Genomic DNA, 16,593 nt, shown 5'->3' on the forward strand with positions numbered 1-16,593 from the left:
TCTAATTTTCAGACCATGCTCTGTCCAGCCGGTTCCCTGAGCAATCATCAGCTGGGCAATTCCGTTGTCTTTCCGATGTCCAGGAACAGCGCAGTCATGATTCGCAGACCTTCTCCCGCAATGGACACCAATGCATGTTCATTGGGTCCGTGCTGGCCACACTCTGCGTGCGAATGCGGTATCCAGATCGTCGGAAGGCCAAGAATGTCAGTAAAGACATCATTCGGGAGCGATCCGGCCAGATTGGGCAGAAGATGTACCGATTTTCCGGTGGAGCGCACGATGGACTGCTCCACGAACCGCACCCAGGGATGATCCGGCGGAAAGCGTGTAGCCTTGAAGGGAGCATGGCCGACTGCATGGACCTCCACCATCGGGAAGCCATGCGCATCAAGATGCCTGCGGAGAGACGGAAGGAGCTCGTCCATGTTGGTACCAACAACAAATCTCAGCTGGCAGGCCGCACGCGCGGTGCCACAAATTGCGTTTTGCGGTGCTGTAATGTTGCCAGCAGAGATGGCGAGGACTGCAAATGCATTCCAGCCGAAGACCCTTTCGGCGGGCGTCAGGCTCTCCTCGCCCCAATCTGCATCATGGCGTCGGTCCGGCAGTCCTCGGAGTGCCGCGCGGATACTTTCCGTCAGACTGTCCGGTCGCCACTCGGGGATGAGAATTTGACCGCGAGAGTCCACAATGGTGGCGATGGCATGGGCAAGCAGCGTGACCGGATCGGCGAGAAGGCCACCGAAATTGCCCGAATGAAACTCGCCTTTGCGCAGATCGACCCGCAATTCGAAGGATACGCCACCACGCGATCCCATGAACATGGTGGGAATATCCGCCTGGAGGCGAGGTCCATCGGAGGCTATCAGAACATCGGCAGCCAGATGTTGCCTATGGGTTTCGCATAACTGGTGGAGGCCCTTCGACCCGGTCTCTTCACCCATTTCGATCAGAAGCCGAACATTGAACCCGAGAGAACCGCGATGCTCAATGATATGGCGAAGCGCCAGGATATTGATGAGATGCTGGATCTTGTTGTCCGCTGTTCCGCGGCCGTACAGTCGATCTCCTTCTCGGGAGAGAACGAATGGATCCAGACCGGAACGCCAGCGTGCTGCCTCGCCATTGCAGACATCGCCATGGCCATAGATGAGAATCGTGGGCCGCTTTTCGTCCTCGATACGCTCAGCGACCAGGAAGGGGCCACCGCTCCCGGTCGGATTGTCCAGGATCCGGCAATCGAAACCCATGGGCTCGAGGAGGGGCAGCATTTCCTGTTGAAGATAGGCATAGAGATCCTCAACCTGTCCTTCCGACTGACTGACGGATCGACGCGCAACAAGCTGCGTGAGAAGCTCGAAAAATGCCCGGTCTTCCGCAATGGAATGCGCCGTATCGACAAGCTGCTGATCATTCATGTCTTTCAACTCCCATGAAGGACACCAGACTATCAGCCAAGGAGCGACACGGCCAAGGGCGAATTCACCTCGTTCTGACCACCGAGAAGGAGGATGCGTCCCTCGCCGACGGATCCACGATCTGCTTCAGCAGGTTGGCGTAGTCAAGAACGAGACCCGGCGTCCAGCACATATGGTGCGCCCGCGATCTGAGGTAGCTTGCCTGCCAAAGCGCCGGATGCACGATGAGCCTGGCCAATTGCAGCCAAGGGTGACGCGTGCGCAGATTACCTTCAAGCGCGAGTTCCAGCGCATTCGCCACGACGATCGAGCAGTTTCTGTCTGTTATGTTGTATGCCGTATTTTGCCGATAGGCATTCCAGTAGGCGCGGACAGCGTCAACATTTCGCGTCCGGAACTCAATGGACTGATCAGCGGGAATCCAATCCTCGCACTCGAAAGTATAGGACGGTGGAAAGAGTCCGGGCATATCCTTGTCGCGTCCGGAATAGAACACATTCGGAAGATCGCGAATACCGGCGCTGATTTCGGCCACCGGCCAATGGCTCAGGTAAAGATCGGAATCAATACCGAGTGCCGCATGACCCGCAGATGGCTTACCACCTTCCCCAAATGTCATCAGGTACCGATCGACCAGAGGCCAGCTCGCCGAACCCGCGACGGCAACCTTCGGCGTCCAGATATAGAGACGAACTGCAAGCGGTACGGACTGTTCTTCGCGTACGGGTAGCGTGCCCTTCGGCATCTCGCGGTGCCATGAGCGGAGATTACCTGTCAGGAAACCGTGAAGCGAGCTGGAAGCCCCGCCGTTGCGCATCAGGAGGGCCAGCCGCAGAAGACTGTGTCCCGAGACGCAGAGAGAGATGCCAACGAGAAGCGCGAGACTTTTATATGCAGGTATCAGCCACTCGGATGCCAGGACCCAGGCAAGAAGAAGCTCTCCAGACGCGAGCAGGACGCCGTCCCTCCATCTCTCGAACCGCACGAGCGCGATGAGCGGCAGTCGCGACAGACCGTCGATCGTGAACGCCGTTGCAAGAGCCACAGCAGCGGGTCGCGCTCCGGTAACAGGTGCCGCCATCAAGGACAGCGAGACGAGTAAAAAGAGTAGCGACAGGATGAGTGGCGCAACAGTGAGGCCCGAATAAAGGACCAAGCCGCCGACATAAGCGCAGGCCCGGGTAGCCAAGCCGAGACCAAGGATAGCAAGACCAATGCGAACGCCGTGGTCGTCGAGCACTATCACTCCAAGGAAACCGCAAGCGATAAGCAGCACGCCGCCCAACAATGCATATTGTGCCGAAGCGGCGAAGGAGCGAGCGCCTATCAGGAAGAGACCGAGCTTAAGCATGTGGGAGACGGTTGCGAGAACGAATCGTGGCCTTGAGATGGCGGATTTGAGAAGGTGGCGACCTTGATCCGCGGCAACTAAGGCAGGATAAGAAGGATCAGCAAGAGCATATTTGCCTTCTTCAACGAGCGGTTATTGTTAGCTAAATCTTAAATAACTGATCACGAAGCGGCTGCGGTATCGAAAATTAATCCTTCCTTAATGTTTGATTCGTCTTAGAAATTTCGAACAAGGGATTGGGATGTCCGCTTTTAATCCTGGCAAAGACTGGCCCACGCCCTCTCGCTTGGAGCCGAACTTTGGTTGCCCGATCTTTGCCTCTCATAATTGTTGCTTATTTGCTACAATTCTAAATTTAGACATTCTTAACATAATGAGATTCTAAAATCCTGCATTGCCTAAAACCATAAGCATCTGTCATGTATTTCCCAGCGCAAAGCATTGGTGGCAGGGACAACACGCTTTCAGATTTTGCGCGGCACCAAAGAAATCATGACTGGAGGTCATTATGAACATCAAGAGCCTTCTTCTCGGCTCCGCTGCTGCCCTTGCAGCAGTATCCGGCGCCCAGGCTGCCGACGCTATCGTTGCCGCTCAGCCGGAGCCGATGGAATATGTTCGCGTTTGCGACGCATTCGGCGCTGGCTTCTTCTACATTCCGGGTTCTGAGACCTGCCTGAAGATCGGTGGCTACGTTCGTTTCCAGACGAACTTCGGTCGTGACCTGTCCGGTACGTCTGACTGGGATAGCTTCACGCGTGCACAGCTCGAAATCGATGCCCGTTCGGATTCCGAACTCGGCACGATCCGTGGCTTCATCGGTCTGCGTGGCGATGCTGACAACTCTTCCAACCGCGGCGTAAACGTCGACCAGGCCTTCATCGAAATCGGTGGCCTCAAGGTTGGTTACTTCTACAACTGGTGGGATGACGGCCTCTCTGGCGAAACGGACGTTCTGGCCAACAACTCCATCTTCAACTCGATTCGTTACACCTTCACGGCTGGCGCTTTCTATGCCGGTCTCTCGGTTGACGAGCTCGAAAGCCTGAACACCACGATCACCAACAACAATGTTGGCATCTCCGGTGTTATCGGTGGCGCATTTGGTCCTGCCAAGGTTGCTCTCGTTGGCGGTTACGACACCGACCGCGAAGAAGGCGCAGCACGCGTTATCGCAACGGCTGAACTCGGCCCGGGCACGCTCGGCCTGGCAGCTGTATGGGCTTCCGGCGCGAACGCCTACTACAACGCCTCTGAGTGGGCTGTTGCAGCTGAATACGCTGTGAAGGTTACTGATCGCTTCAAGATCACCCCCGGCGCACAGTACTTCTGGACGCTCGACCAGAACCGCTTTGGCGACTTCACAGGCAACCGTGACGGCTGGAAGGCTGGTCTGACGTTCGACTACCAGCTCGCAACCAACCTCTCCACGAAGGTTGCCGTAAACTACCAGGACTTCGACAATCAGCAGGAACAGTGGACCGGTTTCGTCCGCCTCCAGCGCGCATTCTGATCTGACCTCCAGATCATTATGACTGGAACCCGGCCTCGCGCCGGGTTTCTATTATGCGGTACGTAAAGCTTCAGCCTTTCCGCGCAGTTTCATCCCAAATTTTGTGACTGACACTAACTTTTAAGCGACAAATCAAATAGCATATGCTAATATATATCGTGAGTTCGAATTCGCTCTGATCCACCCCGGCGCAAGCCGGGAGAGCATCGACTCCAGTCAAGCTCTTCTGCTGTCCAGGCAGAAGCAAGGATCTCCCCGGCACGCCCGAGGAGATCTTTTTTTGCTAATTCCTTAGCCAGTCTCAGAAGATCATCGCCGTGATTTGTTCTCTGGTTCCAAAACCCAGTTCGACCGCAGTATCGACGACGTTTTGATCTTTGCTGAGAGCCGTCTTTGCAACCTTGGCGGCCTTGGCGTAACCGATATAGGGAACAAGCATCGTCGCGAGTACGAGACTGTTTTCCAAGGCGCCTTCACACTGGCTGACATTGGCTTCGATACCGCTGATGCAACGCTCTGACAGCGTATCCATTGCTTGCATCAGAATCCGCATCGACTGAAGGACGTTGAGGATGATGATCGGTTCCATCGCGTTCAACTGCAACTGCCCGGCCTCTGCTGCCATGGTAACCGTCAGATCATTGCCAATGACCTGGAATGCCACCTGATTGACGACCTCTGGAATGACAGGGTTAATCTTGCCCGGCATGATGGAGGATCCTGCCTGGACCGGGGGCAGACGAATTTCGTTGAAGCCGGAGCGGGGGCCGGACGAAAGGAGGCGCAAGTCGTTGCATATCTTTGACAATTTGACAGCGATGCGCTTCAGGACACCAGAAAAGGTGACATAAGCGCCGGCGTCGGATGAGGCCTCAATCAGGTTACCTGCAAGCTTGACCTCGAAGCCGGACACTCGCGACAGCTCCGGAATAACCATTTCCGCATAGCCGGGCGGCGTGTTCACACCGGTTCCGATGGCTGTTCCACCGAGATTGACCTCGAGCAAGAGCTGCGACAGGCGACCGATGATCTCGATATCTTCGTCGATCGTGGCCGCAAAACCTGCGAACTCCTGTCCCAACGTCATCGGAACGGCGTCCTGCAACTGGGTGCGGCCGATCTTGCGGACACTGGCAAAAACATCCGCCCGTTCGCTGAGAGCCGCCGAGAGCCGCCGCTGCGATTCCTGAAATGGCAGGCACTGGCTGACGATCGCAAGCCGCATTGCGGTTGGATAGACGTCATTGGTGGACTGTGAACGATTGACGTCATCATTGGGATGAAGATGTACATACTCGCCAGGTGCATGGCCCATAAGGATGAGACCAAGATTGGCGATGACTTCATTCGCGTTCATGTTCGTGGACGTCCCGGCGCCCCCCTGGATCATATCCACCCGGAACTGGGAATGGTGGGCACCACCGATGATCTCGTCGCAAACCGAAGCGATCACCTTGGCCTTGTGTTCCGGAAGCACACCAAGATTGAGATTTGCTGCCGCAGCCGCCTTCTTGACCCAAGCGAGTGAGCGGACGAACTCCGGAAAATGCGAGAGGGGGATGCCCGAAATCGGGAAATTGTCGATGGCGCGCTGCGTGTGAACGCCCCAAAGGCAGTCTTTGGGCAGATCGATCACACCAAGGCTATCTTCTTCCGCACGCAACTCTCGTATTTCTGACACTGACTTCTCCCCAAAACAAATGGTCAGCCAAAGGCTGAAGATAAATTTAAGTGGTATGCTGTGGCCAACCGGAGCGGACCAGAGAGTGAAGATTGACGCTTCAAGACTGCGCCTGTTTCATCCTTGCTGGGCCGAAAGTTCCAGCCAAAGGCGCGCGAGAGCAGCCTCCGGCGTCTCGAGGCCGCCATTCTCTACGCCTGCGCGCCAGAGAGCAGCACCTGCCGCATAGGTGCCAGGCTCCACACCACCCGTCTCGCACTGACTGACAGCGCGGATCCGGCAGCCTCGCTGAACGGCCGCAGCAATCACTGCTTCGAGATTCGGATCGGACGGCATTGTTCCTGAACCGAAGACACGCAAAACGGCGCCATCCAGCTCGCTCAACATCGCTGCAACTGCCTTGGCTGAAACAGACGGTGTGAGAGTGATAATTGCGAGATCAAGACCGGCGAAGTGCCTTGACCCGGAGCACATCGACAAAGGAGCCTGCGGCACGGAGCGAAACGCATCCGCCTCCCTCGAATTGTGCTTCACTAGCCCGGCGGCGGGAAGCAGACCGCCATTGAATGCAAGCCATACCCCAGTCAAATCACGACTGACGGCATCGAGAGCCAGAGACAGATTTGCCTCGGCATCACCGCCTGCACCAAGAGGCTTCATCGACCCGCACAGTATCACCGGTACATCCAACCCTGCCAGCGCCTGAGACAGGGCTGCACCAGTGAAGGCCATCGTATCCGTCCCGTGGGTGATGATCACACCATCACCCTTAAAATCCAGCACCAGGTCGATCATACGGTTCCAATCGGCAGGACCGATTTCCGCGCTGTCGACGAGTGGCTGAAAGGCGTGAACGTTGACCGTAATTGGACCAGACGCCAACGCCGCCACGGCCTGTTCCAGTACACCATCGCCGGGCTGCAATCCTTGTGGACCCGGCACCATGCCGATGGTTCCTCCCGTGTTCAAGATCAACACGTCACGGGCAGCCTTGATTGCGGGCAAACCCGGATTCTTGTCTGGATTCTCAGCCTCCAAACCGACCTTTGAACCATGAAATGCCGATGCCGCTTGAGTCTGGTGGTTCATGCGATCACTCCCTAGCGATCTTGTGGGGCTTACTGCCCTCTTTCATTGTCTCGTGTACTTGCTGTTTCCAGCCATGTCTCAGATCGTGCCAATGCGTGCAAGTGCTTGTTTTTACGTATTGCGGTTCGGAAATCGGCAATGCGCACACGATGCGAGCGTTTTACAGTCCACAGTTTGGCACGGCCAGACCGCGCGTATTATCATACCATTCATCCGATGCTTGATTCCTCACCCCGTCAGCCAAGCTGTTCGGCGACAGGGCCCTGGTTGCCAAAATGCGCCTAAAGTTGCTGAAAATGGAGTCTCTCGCCCATTGTGCAATGCAGCACATATTGTACTATTATACGCTTTACAGAAGGTTTGGCTTTGATTACCTTCATTTTACGTCGTGGAGGCGACGTTTTTTAGGGAGGACATCAATGAACATTTTTCGCACGCTTGCGCTCAGCGCAGGCATGATCGCACTCGGCTGCTCTACGGCTCTTGCTGCGAACCTTACCATCGGTTTCTCGCAGATCGGTTCGGAATCGGGGTGGCGCGCCGCGGAGACCTCGGTCACCAAAGCCGAAGCTGAAAAGCGCGGCATTACATTGAAATTTGCGGATGCCCAGCAGAAACAGGAAAACCAGATCAAGGCTATCCGCGGCTTCATTGCTCAGGGCGTCGATGCAATTCTCGTGGCTCCTGTCGTGGCGACCGGCTGGGAAAACGTTCTGACGGAAGCCAAGGAAGCCAAGATTCCTGTCATCCTTCTGGATCGAGGGATTGATGCACCGAAAGATCTCTACCTGACATCCGTCGCTTCAGATCAGGTGAAGGAGGGCCGTGTCGCCGGGGACTGGCTGGCAAAGACAGTGGGCAGCAAGCCGTGCAAGGTTGTGGAACTTCAGGGCACTGTTGGCTCGACGCCGGCTATCAATCGCAAGAAGGGCTTTGAAGAGGCAATCGCCGGCCAGAAGAACATTTCCATCGTTCGTAGCCAGACCGGCGACTTCACCCGAGCGAAGGGCAAGGAAGTCATGGAAGGTTTCCTGAAAGCGGAAAACGGCGGCAAGGATATCTGCGCCATGTACGCTCATAACGACGATATGGCGGTGGGTGGAATCCAGGCAATCAAGGATGCAGGTCTGAAGCCGGGCAAGGACATCCTTGTCGTCTCGATCGACGCGGTACCGGATATCTTCAAGGCCATGGCTGCCGGTGAAGCAAATGCGACGGTTGAGCTGACGCCCAATATGGCAGGCCCAGCACTTGATGCGCTTGCTGCCTTCCTGAAGGATAAGAAGCAGCCCGAAAAATTCATCATCACAGAGTCGAAGCTCTACACGCCTGCGGATGATCCGAAGGGCGAACATGAGCGCCGCAAGGGCTTGGGATACTGATCAAACCATAAGGAGGGAAGTTTGGCGCTTGCCGAACCTTCCCTCCGATCACATGCCTCAACTTCAGCACTGATTCCGGCTTTCCGTGCGACCAATCATGGTGGCAGCCTGACGCAGGATAATCGCACTCAGGGCTTGTCTTCCCGTCCTGCTAGTCAGTTCGAGAGCCATGCGAAACAGCTGCAGATCCGGCGCGAACGTGCTCTAATCTAGATGCGGCGGGAAGACGCGCCGATGTCTCTTTCAGGTGGGCTCATGCCAACAGACTTCAGGCCAGCAGATCCCGGTAGCGTCGGAAATCGACAGCCGGAAACCAGCGGCGCAGACGCCAATGTGGTTCTTGTGGCCAAGGGTATTGTCAAGACCTTTGGCAACCATACCGCACTCGACAACGTGGAACTTGCCTTGCATGCAGGCGAGGTGCATGCGCTGCTGGGGGAAAACGGTGCAGGCAAATCGACGTTGATCAAGATCATCACCGGGGCCTACACGCCGGATCACGGTGAGATTTCGGTCGATGGTGTTCAGGTTCACTTTACGACACCACAACAGGCGCAGTCAGCAGGTATCGGAACGGTCTATCAGGAAGTCAATCTTCTGCCCAACATGACGGTAATCGACAACCTGTTCATCGGGCGTCAACCACGACGCTATGGTCTTGTTGATCGAAGGAAAATGGCGCGGGAGGCGCATCGTATTCTTTCTCAGTATGGTCTGGACATCGACGTCCATGCTGAACTTTCGACTTTCTCTGTTGCCGTCCAGCAGATTATTGCGATCGCCCGTGCCGTGGAGCTATCTGGCAAGGTTCTCATTCTGGATGAGCCCACGGCAAGCCTTGATCGAACTGAAGTCGAAAAGCTGTTCGAAATTGTCCGTCGGCTTAAGGCACGCGGGCTTGCGATCGTATTCATCACGCACTTCCTCGATCAGGTATTTGAGCTGAGTGATCGCGTCACAGTCCTGCGCAACGGTCGCCTGGTGGGAAGCGAAACAATCGGCGATCTCGACAGAACAAGTCTGGTGCGCATGATGCTGGGCAAGGATCTGGCGTTTGTCCATGCAGAACTGGCAGCCGACGACACAGAGCCCTCCTCGCCGCTGATGCATTTCAGGGATTTCGGTCGTTCCGGATCCGTGAATCCGTTTGATCTTACCGTCCATCGTGGCGAGGTCATCGGTGTTGCCGGTCTTCTGGGTTCCGGACGAACAGAAATGGCGCGATTGATGTTCGGCATTGATACGGCCGACCAGGGTGCTTTGAATATAGACGGTGAGAAAATCTCTTTGCGCGCACCGCAGGATGCAGTCTCGCAGGGATTTGGCTTCTGTCCAGAAGATCGAAAGGTTGACGGAATCTTCGGCGATCTTTCCGTTCGGGAAAACATCATCATCGCCATGCAGGCAAAGCTGGGATGGCTGCAGGCGCTCAATCGCGACGAACAGATGGAGATCGCAGAGCATTTCATCGAGGCGCTCGATATCCGCACGGCTTCCGCTGATCTTCCTGTCAAGCTTCTCTCCGGTGGCAACCAGCAAAAGGTCATTCTTGCGCGCTGGCTGGCAACGGATCCTCGCTTCCTCATTCTCGACGAACCAACCCGCGGCATCGACGTGGGCGCCCATGCCGAGATCGTACGTATGATCAGCCGCCTACGAGAGGACGGTCTGGCCCTCATCGTCATTTCGTCGGAACTGGACGAGATCGTCAGTTATTCCTCGCGTGTGGTTGTCATGCGGGATCGTTCATTGGTGGCCGAACTTCGCGGAGCCGAGATCAATCCATCGTCTATCGTACGCGCCATTGCAGCGCAGGATGCAGAGGCAGCCGAATGAGAATACCGTCCGTCAAACGCCTGCTATCCCCGCAGCTCATCGCGCTGCTTGGCGTGCTTCTCTTCAACTGGATCGTCTTTCCAGGATTTTTCGACGTTGCGTGGAGGGATGGTAGATTTTTCGGCAGCCTCATCGACGTCATCAACCGAGGCGCACCGGTCGCCATTCTTTCGATCGGCATGACAGCCATCATTGCGACACGCGGAGTCGATCTCTCGGTCGGCGCGGTGATGGCCGTTGCGGGTGCCGTTGCGGCCACCTGTGCGGTAACCGGGCAACCAGTCATCATCATGCTTCTTGCGCCTTTGGCCGTCGGAATGCTCTGCGGCCTATGGAACGGCTTCCTGGTGTCTATCCTGGGTATCCAGCCGTTTGTCGCAACGCTGGTTCTCATGGTTGCGGGCCGAGGCGTTGCTCAATTGATTACCGAGGGTTCGATTGTAACCTTCAACGACCCAGTCCTCATCTTTATCGGGACTGGTTCGTTTCTTGGCCTTCCCATGCCAGCGGTGATCGCGATCGCGTTGATGGTGGGCGCTCATCTTCTTGTGCGACGAACAGCCATTGGCCTTTTCATAGAAGCTATCGGCATCAACCGTTCTGCTGCCAACTACACGGCTCTACGCAGTCGCTCTCTCGTGCTGGCAATTTATGCATTTGGCGGTGTTTGTGCAGCGATTGCCGGCACCATCGCAGCTGGCGATATTCGGGGTGCAGACGCCAACAATACGGGTCTTTGGCTGGAGCTCGATGCTATTCTGGCGGTCGTGATCGGCGGGACCTCGCTGATGGGCGGGCGCTTTTCCATTCCACTTTCTGTGGTCGGCGCCCTCATAATTCAAGCCATGAATACCGGTATTCTGGTCTCCGGCTTTCCGCCGGAGTTCAACCTCATCGTTAAAGCTGGCCTCATCATCATCATTCTCGTGCTGCAGAGCGCAAAGCTGGCGCCAACTCTGGATCGCATCATCAAACAGCGCCCCGTCCAGCCCTCCATTCAGACATCGGAAAAGACAGGATGAACCCGCGTTACCGGCCGCTGGCTGCCACCACTCTCATATTCGTCGTCGCTTACGGGCTATGCATTCTGCAGTATCCAGGCATGTGGTCCACTCGCATTCTTGGAAACTTTCTCACGGATAACGCCTTTCTCGGCATTGCCGCTGTCGGAGCAACCTTCGTCATCATCTCGGGTGGCATAGACCTGTCGATAGGTGCCGTCATTGGTCTGGCCGGTGTCGTTGTCGCAGTACTCGTATCCCACCTCGGCCTGCATCCCATCGCGGCTTTTGGAATTGTTCTGACGATGTCCGCGGTGTTCGGCGCAGCCATGGGAGCCGTCATCCATTTTCTGCAGGTTCCGCCTTTCATTGTCACATTGGCCGGAATGTTCCTGGCACGGGGTCTGGCTTCCATCTTAAGCCAAGATTCAATCCCGATCAGTCATCCCTTCTACAAAACCATCATGGATCTGTATTATCGGTTGCCAGGTGGCGGTCGTCTGAGTGCTATCGGGCTTCTGATGTTGCTCGTATTTCTCTTCGGTGGTCTCATCGCACACCGGACGCGGTTCGGCTCCTACGTTTATGCACTCGGCGGCAATCCGACGTCTGCGGCCTTGATGGGCGTACCGACCGGTCCGGTGACCATCGGCATCTACGCACTCTCGTCTCTTCTGGGTGGACTGGCCGGCATCGTCTATTCACTTTATACTTCCGCAGGTTACCCGCTCGCAGCGGTGGGGATCGAACTTGACTCGATTGCAGCCGTGGTGATAGGCGGAACCCTGTTGACTGGCGGTTACGGCTTCGTATTCGGGACACTGATCGGCGTGATGCTGCAAGGACTGGTACAAACCTACATCGTGTTCGATGGCACTCTCTCCAGTTGGTGGACCAAAATCGCCATTGGTGTGCTGCTTTTTCTATTCATCCTCTTGCAACAGCTCGTCTTTAGTGCTCACAAAGCTGGTGCGCGTCTCAAAAAGGCAGCCGCATGAGCGAACCGGGAAGCCTTCTCCGCTCGCTTGCCGGGCGGATGACGGCACGGAATTTCCACTCCCATGTCATACAGGAATTAGGAACAGGGGTGATCTCCGGCCGTTTTCCCGCGGGCTCCGTCCTTCCCAGCGACGCTGAGCTGATGGATCGGTTCAAGGTATCACGCACCGTCCTGCGAGAAGCAATCAAGACACTCGAGGCAAAAGGACTTGTGGAGGCGCGACCAAAGGTCGGTACCAAAGTGGCAAAACGGACGCGATGGAACCTGTTTGATCCCCAGGTTCTGAGCTGGCATTTGACATCTCAACCCAATGAGACATTCATCTCCGGGCTTCATGATGTGCGGCTACAGCTTGAGCCCCTGGCTGCGCAGGACATGGCTCGGCATCGGACCGGAGAACAGATTCGATTGATGCATTACTGGCTTCGTCAGATGGAACTATCTATTTCCGATGTGACGTCTTTCAGTCTTGCAGACTTCGAATTGCACCGGATCATATCAGATTCGAGCCGCAACCCCTTCATGGCGGCCCTGTATGGGGTCATCGAGTTATCGCACGCTTTGGCCTATGGTCCCCTGATGCAATGTCCGGACGCTTCTCAACTCCTTGGGTTTGTAGAGCCGCACCGGGTTCTGGTGCGGCAGATCGAGGCTCGAGATGAAGAGAACTCGTATTCTGCAATGCAGGCTTTGATTTTGTATGAGCGCGTTCGTTCGATTGAATGATGGCTTTGTGAAGCCGCTTTCAAGAAAATGGTAAGGCCTGCCGCCAAGCGTGACGCCGTCGCGCACCTGAAAGCCGTCATTGGCCTTTCGCAGCGGCGGGCCTGCCGGATCATCTCCGCCGACTGGAAAACGATCCGCTATCGGTCCTGCCGACCGCCGGAGGTCGAACGGCGAACAAAGCTGCGCGACTTGGCCAATGAGCGAGGACGTTTCGAATACCGGCGGCTGTTCATCCTGCTTCGGCGGGAGGGAGAGCCATCCGGGGTCAATCGCATCTACCGGCTCTATCGCGAGGAAGGACTTTCCGTGCGCAATCGCAAAGGCAGGCGGCGTGCTGCGGGTACGCGTGACCCGTGCGCCGGTGCTGGTCGAAGCGAAGGTCAATGCCCGCTTGTCGCTGGACTTCGTCCGCGATCGGTTCGCCTGCGGCAGACGCTTTGGCGTGCTCAATGTCGTCGACGACGTGACGCGCGAGTGCCTTACCGCGATCCCCGACACATCCATCTCCGGGCGTCGCGTCGCACGCGAACTTACCAAGCTCCTCGAACGACGCGGCAAGGCTGGCCTGGTCGAGGGATCACAAGGTCGAGTGGCACTACATCGCACCGGGAAAACCAATGCAGAACGGCTATGTCGAGTCCTTCAACGGCCGCATGCGCGGCGAGCTCTTGAACGAAAACCTGTTCTTCGGCCTTGATCATGCCCGCAGCGCCAGCGCCGAATGGGCGGAAGATTTCAACCATCTCTGACCGCACTCATCGCTCGGGTATCAAACCCCGGCAGGCTATGCCGGGATCATCGCCGCAACCGGCTCCAACCCCGCGCAAGCTTAAAGCTTTGCGTTTCCGCCGGTTGCTCACACTGCGCCATCTGGCGTACCCAAAACCGCCAAGGCTCTAATCGCCGCCGGATGAAAGTTCAGTGGCATGTATGGACGGCCTGCGCGTGGCAAGGGGCAGTTTGGTGTTTCCGGCAGATTGGTAGGGTGCAGGCATGTATACGGCCTTTGATTGCGGCGCGTTCATGCCGCTGGCCCTGATGTAGTCCGCTGATCGGATTCCAGACAGGTCAACGCGCTTTCAAACGGCATCCACTGATCGGGTTTGTCCGATCCCGGCTCGACCGTTCGCCATCACGCCATCAGCACCTCACCAATTTCTGCATTCTCTGGGTGCATTCAAAGGGCGGCGATCGCCTCAAAGCGTCTGCCCGTCGTCATCAACGGCCAGACGATCCGCGCCATCTTGTTGGCCAAAGCAACAGCGACGACGTTGTACGGCTTCTTCACCAGAAGTTCGGCGGCCCAACGCGTCGGTGCAACTTTAGCTTTGCCGCTGAAACAAAGCACCTCGTGCACGCCCACAACGAGAAGCCGGCGGAGATAGGGATCGCCTTGTTTGCTGATCCTTCCGAGTCGGTCCTTGCCACCCGATGAGTTCTGCCGCGGCACCATGCCTATCCATGCCGCCAATTGTCGGCCGGATTTGAAGAGCGACGCGTCGGTCACCGTCGCGGCCATTGCGCTGGCAGTGATCGGACCAATGCCAGGGATCGTCTCAAGGCGGCGGCTCAGTTCGTTCGGGCGATGCCAAGCATGAATTTGGCGATCCCGCTCGCTGACCTTCTCGTGCACCTCCCGCAACTGCCCGATCAGCGGAAGAAGCGGGGACCGCGCAAGCGGCGGGATTAGGTCGTGATCATTGTCGCCGACCAACGCGATCAGCATTCCGACGCCGGCAATGCCCTGTCGCGTTACGATGCCGAACTCCGCCAAGTGGCCACGCAAGGCGTTCACTAAAGCGCGGCGCACCTTATTGGATTCAGTAGAGCCGCGCTTTCGATCTTTTCTTGCCGCATGTACGTTATCGTTCAATCGAGGATGATTGAACGCGACATACTTTAGCATTGTTCGCTGCCGGATCAAAAGCTCGCGGACCCGATGCAGCATCAGCACACCCTGTTGCTCTTCACTGGAACAAAGCGCTTCGTCGGCCGCGTCACCGCGGGGATTTGTAGGGGCGCAGCCGGAGCAGGATCACGACGTCGCGCCAGGATGCTGAGGATGACGGCAGCCGAGCAGACGCCTTGATCAAGCGCCTCCTGGCAGGCGGCCTCTACCGCGGTGATACCGTCGCCCGGCACACATCCGAGAATGGTGACCATTTGCCGTTCGCCATCATCGACTGTCTTCAATCGCTTGCGGACCTTCTCCATCGCCGCCGGCATTACCCAGTCGCGGAACGGCGCGCCATTGCGAAGAGCGCCGGGTTTGCGGGCCAGGACAGGCACATAATGGCAGGGATCATAGACCGTCTCGCCTCTGCCAAAGCTGCGCCGATGTTCGGCAATGACCGTACCATCCTGCTTGACGACAATCCGGTCGGCATAGGCGTGGACTTCGACCGGACGGCCGACAGCCGTTGAGAGGGCCGAGTATTTGTTGTTGTCGAAACGGACCATGCAGGTCTTTGAGACCGAGGCCAGAACGCAGTGAAAGCCGTCGAACGATCCGACATAGGGAACGAGGTTGCCGCGTTCTGCCTCGAATATATGCCAGATCGTCTGGTCGGCGTGTTCCGGATGGTTGTGCGCCTTGGCATAGGCAACACATTTATCGAGCAGCCAGACGTTCAATTCCTCAAGGCTCTTGACCCTCAGGCGCGGGGTAAAGAAGCGCTCGCGCACCAGGCCAACCTGGTTCTCGACCTGGCCCTTCTCCCAGCCGGAGGCGGGTGTGCAGGCGACAGGCTGAACGAGGTAGTGGCTGCACATCTGTGAGGCAAGCGGCGATTATATAGCCGCTCTCTGCCGACGAACACCGCCTCCACCGCCATCTTCATATTGTCGTAGATGCCGCGTGTGCAGGTGCCACGGAAGAAGGCAAATGCCTTGTCGTGGGCGTCAAACACCATCTCCTGGCTCTCGCGCATATAAGCGCGGGCAAACATCATGCGGCTGTGGCAGAGCCGGACATGGGCAACCTTCACGGTCGTCGTCGTGCCATTGATCAGCACGATCTCGTGGCTCCAGCCGAACTGGTAGGCTTCGCCGGGTGCATAGTAGAGTGGCACATAGGCCTGCGCCGTCGCTGATCCGCGGTTCTTCGCCCAACCCTTGGCGTAACGGCGGATCGCATCATAGCTGCCGTCGTATCCGAGTGCGCGCAGCTCTTCGTAAATCCAGATCAGCGTCAGACGTTCGCGCGATGGCCTGCCTTCGTTCGTCGCAAGAAACCGCTCGATCTCCGCCTTCCAGGCCCCTGTCTTCGGCAAAGGTTGCCGCTCACGCTCGTAGGAGAAGTCGGTCTCGTCGGTGCGCAATATCTTGCAGACCGTGTTGCGGGAAACATGCAGTTCGCGGGCGATCTTCTTCATCGACCAGCCTTGAAAATGAAAGGCCCGCCGGACGCGCGCAATCGTATCCACTCGCTTCAACTCCCTCTCCATCCGCCGTCAAAAAACGGAGGGTCAGATAAATCCGAAGGGGGTCAAAATTGGACGCCGAAACACACCCTTGGGCTTGCCGTCGCGCACCATGTAGCCGCTGTCCGGGTCGGTGCGGCTGACCTTGGTTTCCGTGACCTCAGGCTTGCG

General features: G+C 56.9%; 10 protein-coding genes and 4 pseudogenes. 7 read left to right on the plus strand and 7 right to left on the minus strand.

What is annotated here, in order from left to right; genetic code table 11:
* Positions 1-47 precede the first annotated feature (47 nt).
* Both E8M78_RS10735 and E8M78_RS23280 read right to left on the minus strand, forming a co-directional pair.
* Entirely contained in the window at positions 48-1,421 is a 1,374-nt protein-coding gene (locus E8M78_RS10735; RefSeq protein ID WP_137135048.1) for a M20 family metallopeptidase, read from the minus strand.
* 64 nt (positions 1,422-1,485) lie between these two features.
* Entirely contained in the window at positions 1,486-2,661 is a 1,176-nt protein-coding gene (locus tag E8M78_RS23280) for a hypothetical protein (protein WP_170973391.1), read from the minus strand.
* Positions 2,662-3,280: 619 nt separating this feature from the next.
* Between E8M78_RS23280 and E8M78_RS10750 the strand changes: the two genes are divergently transcribed.
* Positions 3,281-4,285 (plus strand): porin, encoded by a 1,005-nt coding sequence (locus E8M78_RS10750; RefSeq protein WP_137135051.1) that lies wholly within the window; start codon positions 3,281-3,283, stop codon positions 4,283-4,285.
* Positions 4,286-4,586: 301 nt separating this feature from the next.
* Here E8M78_RS10750 and E8M78_RS10755 read toward each other — a convergent pair whose 3' ends face one another.
* Both E8M78_RS10755 and E8M78_RS10760 read right to left on the minus strand, forming a co-directional pair.
* Complete coding sequence (locus E8M78_RS10755) at positions 4,587-5,966, minus strand: aspartate ammonia-lyase (protein ID WP_246658293.1); 1,380 nt, start codon at positions 5,964-5,966, stop codon at positions 4,587-4,589.
* A gap of 117 nt (positions 5,967-6,083) precedes the next feature.
* Positions 6,084-7,055: an asparaginase domain-containing protein gene (locus tag E8M78_RS10760; RefSeq protein WP_137135052.1), complete on the minus strand. Its 972-nt coding sequence runs from the start codon at positions 7,053-7,055 to the stop codon at positions 6,084-6,086.
* A 419-nt stretch (positions 7,056-7,474) separates the two neighbouring features.
* Here E8M78_RS10760 and ytfQ point away from each other — a divergent pair, with 419 nt between their 5' ends.
* The 6 genes and pseudogenes from ytfQ to E8M78_RS10790 form a co-directional block, all read left to right on the plus strand.
* Positions 7,475-8,437, plus strand: a complete 963-nt coding sequence (ytfQ, locus tag E8M78_RS10765; RefSeq protein WP_137135053.1) for a galactofuranose ABC transporter, galactofuranose-binding protein YtfQ — start codon at positions 7,475-7,477, stop codon at positions 8,435-8,437.
* A 234-nt stretch (positions 8,438-8,671) separates the two neighbouring features.
* Positions 8,672-10,273, plus strand: a complete 1,602-nt coding sequence (locus E8M78_RS10770) for a sugar ABC transporter ATP-binding protein (RefSeq protein ID WP_246658294.1) — start codon at positions 8,672-8,674, stop codon at positions 10,271-10,273.
* The gene (locus E8M78_RS10775; protein WP_137135054.1) at positions 10,270-11,295 is read left to right on the plus strand and encodes an ABC transporter permease; all 1,026 of its coding nucleotides are present in this window, start codon (positions 10,270-10,272) and stop codon (positions 11,293-11,295) included. The genes E8M78_RS10770 and E8M78_RS10775 overlap by 4 nt, the downstream gene beginning before the upstream one ends.
* Entirely contained in the window at positions 11,292-12,272 is a 981-nt protein-coding gene (gene yjfF, locus E8M78_RS10780; protein WP_137135055.1) for a galactofuranose ABC transporter, permease protein YjfF, read from the plus strand. The genes E8M78_RS10775 and yjfF overlap by 4 nt, the downstream gene beginning before the upstream one ends.
* Positions 12,273-12,310: 38 nt before the next feature.
* A pseudogene (locus tag E8M78_RS23540) lies at positions 12,311-12,910 on the plus strand (FadR/GntR family transcriptional regulator); the annotation flags it as partial.
* A gap of 3 nt (positions 12,911-12,913) precedes the next feature.
* Positions 12,914-13,914 (plus strand): annotated as a pseudogene (locus E8M78_RS10790) (integrase core domain-containing protein); the annotation flags it as partial.
* Between the two features lie 263 nt (positions 13,915-14,177).
* Here the strand turns inward: E8M78_RS10790 and E8M78_RS10795 are convergent.
* From E8M78_RS10795 to istA, 3 genes and pseudogenes are all read right to left on the minus strand, one after another.
* Positions 14,178-14,906, minus strand: coding sequence for an IS110 family transposase (locus E8M78_RS10795; protein ID WP_281405060.1), 729 nt, complete (start codon positions 14,904-14,906; stop codon positions 14,178-14,180).
* A pseudogene (locus E8M78_RS23800) lies at positions 14,901-15,004 on the minus strand (IS110 family transposase); the annotation flags it as partial. The pseudogene E8M78_RS23800 and the gene E8M78_RS10795, both read right to left, overlap by 6 nt.
* An 18-nt stretch (positions 15,005-15,022) precedes the next feature.
* Positions 15,023-16,434 (minus strand): annotated as a pseudogene (gene istA / locus E8M78_RS10800) (IS21 family transposase); the annotation flags it as partial.
* Positions 16,435-16,593: the final 159 nt, after the last annotated feature.

It is taken from the genome of Rhizobium sp. FKY42 (assembly GCF_005222835.1).
Taxonomy (GTDB): Bacteria; Pseudomonadota; Alphaproteobacteria; order Rhizobiales; family Rhizobiaceae; genus Neorhizobium.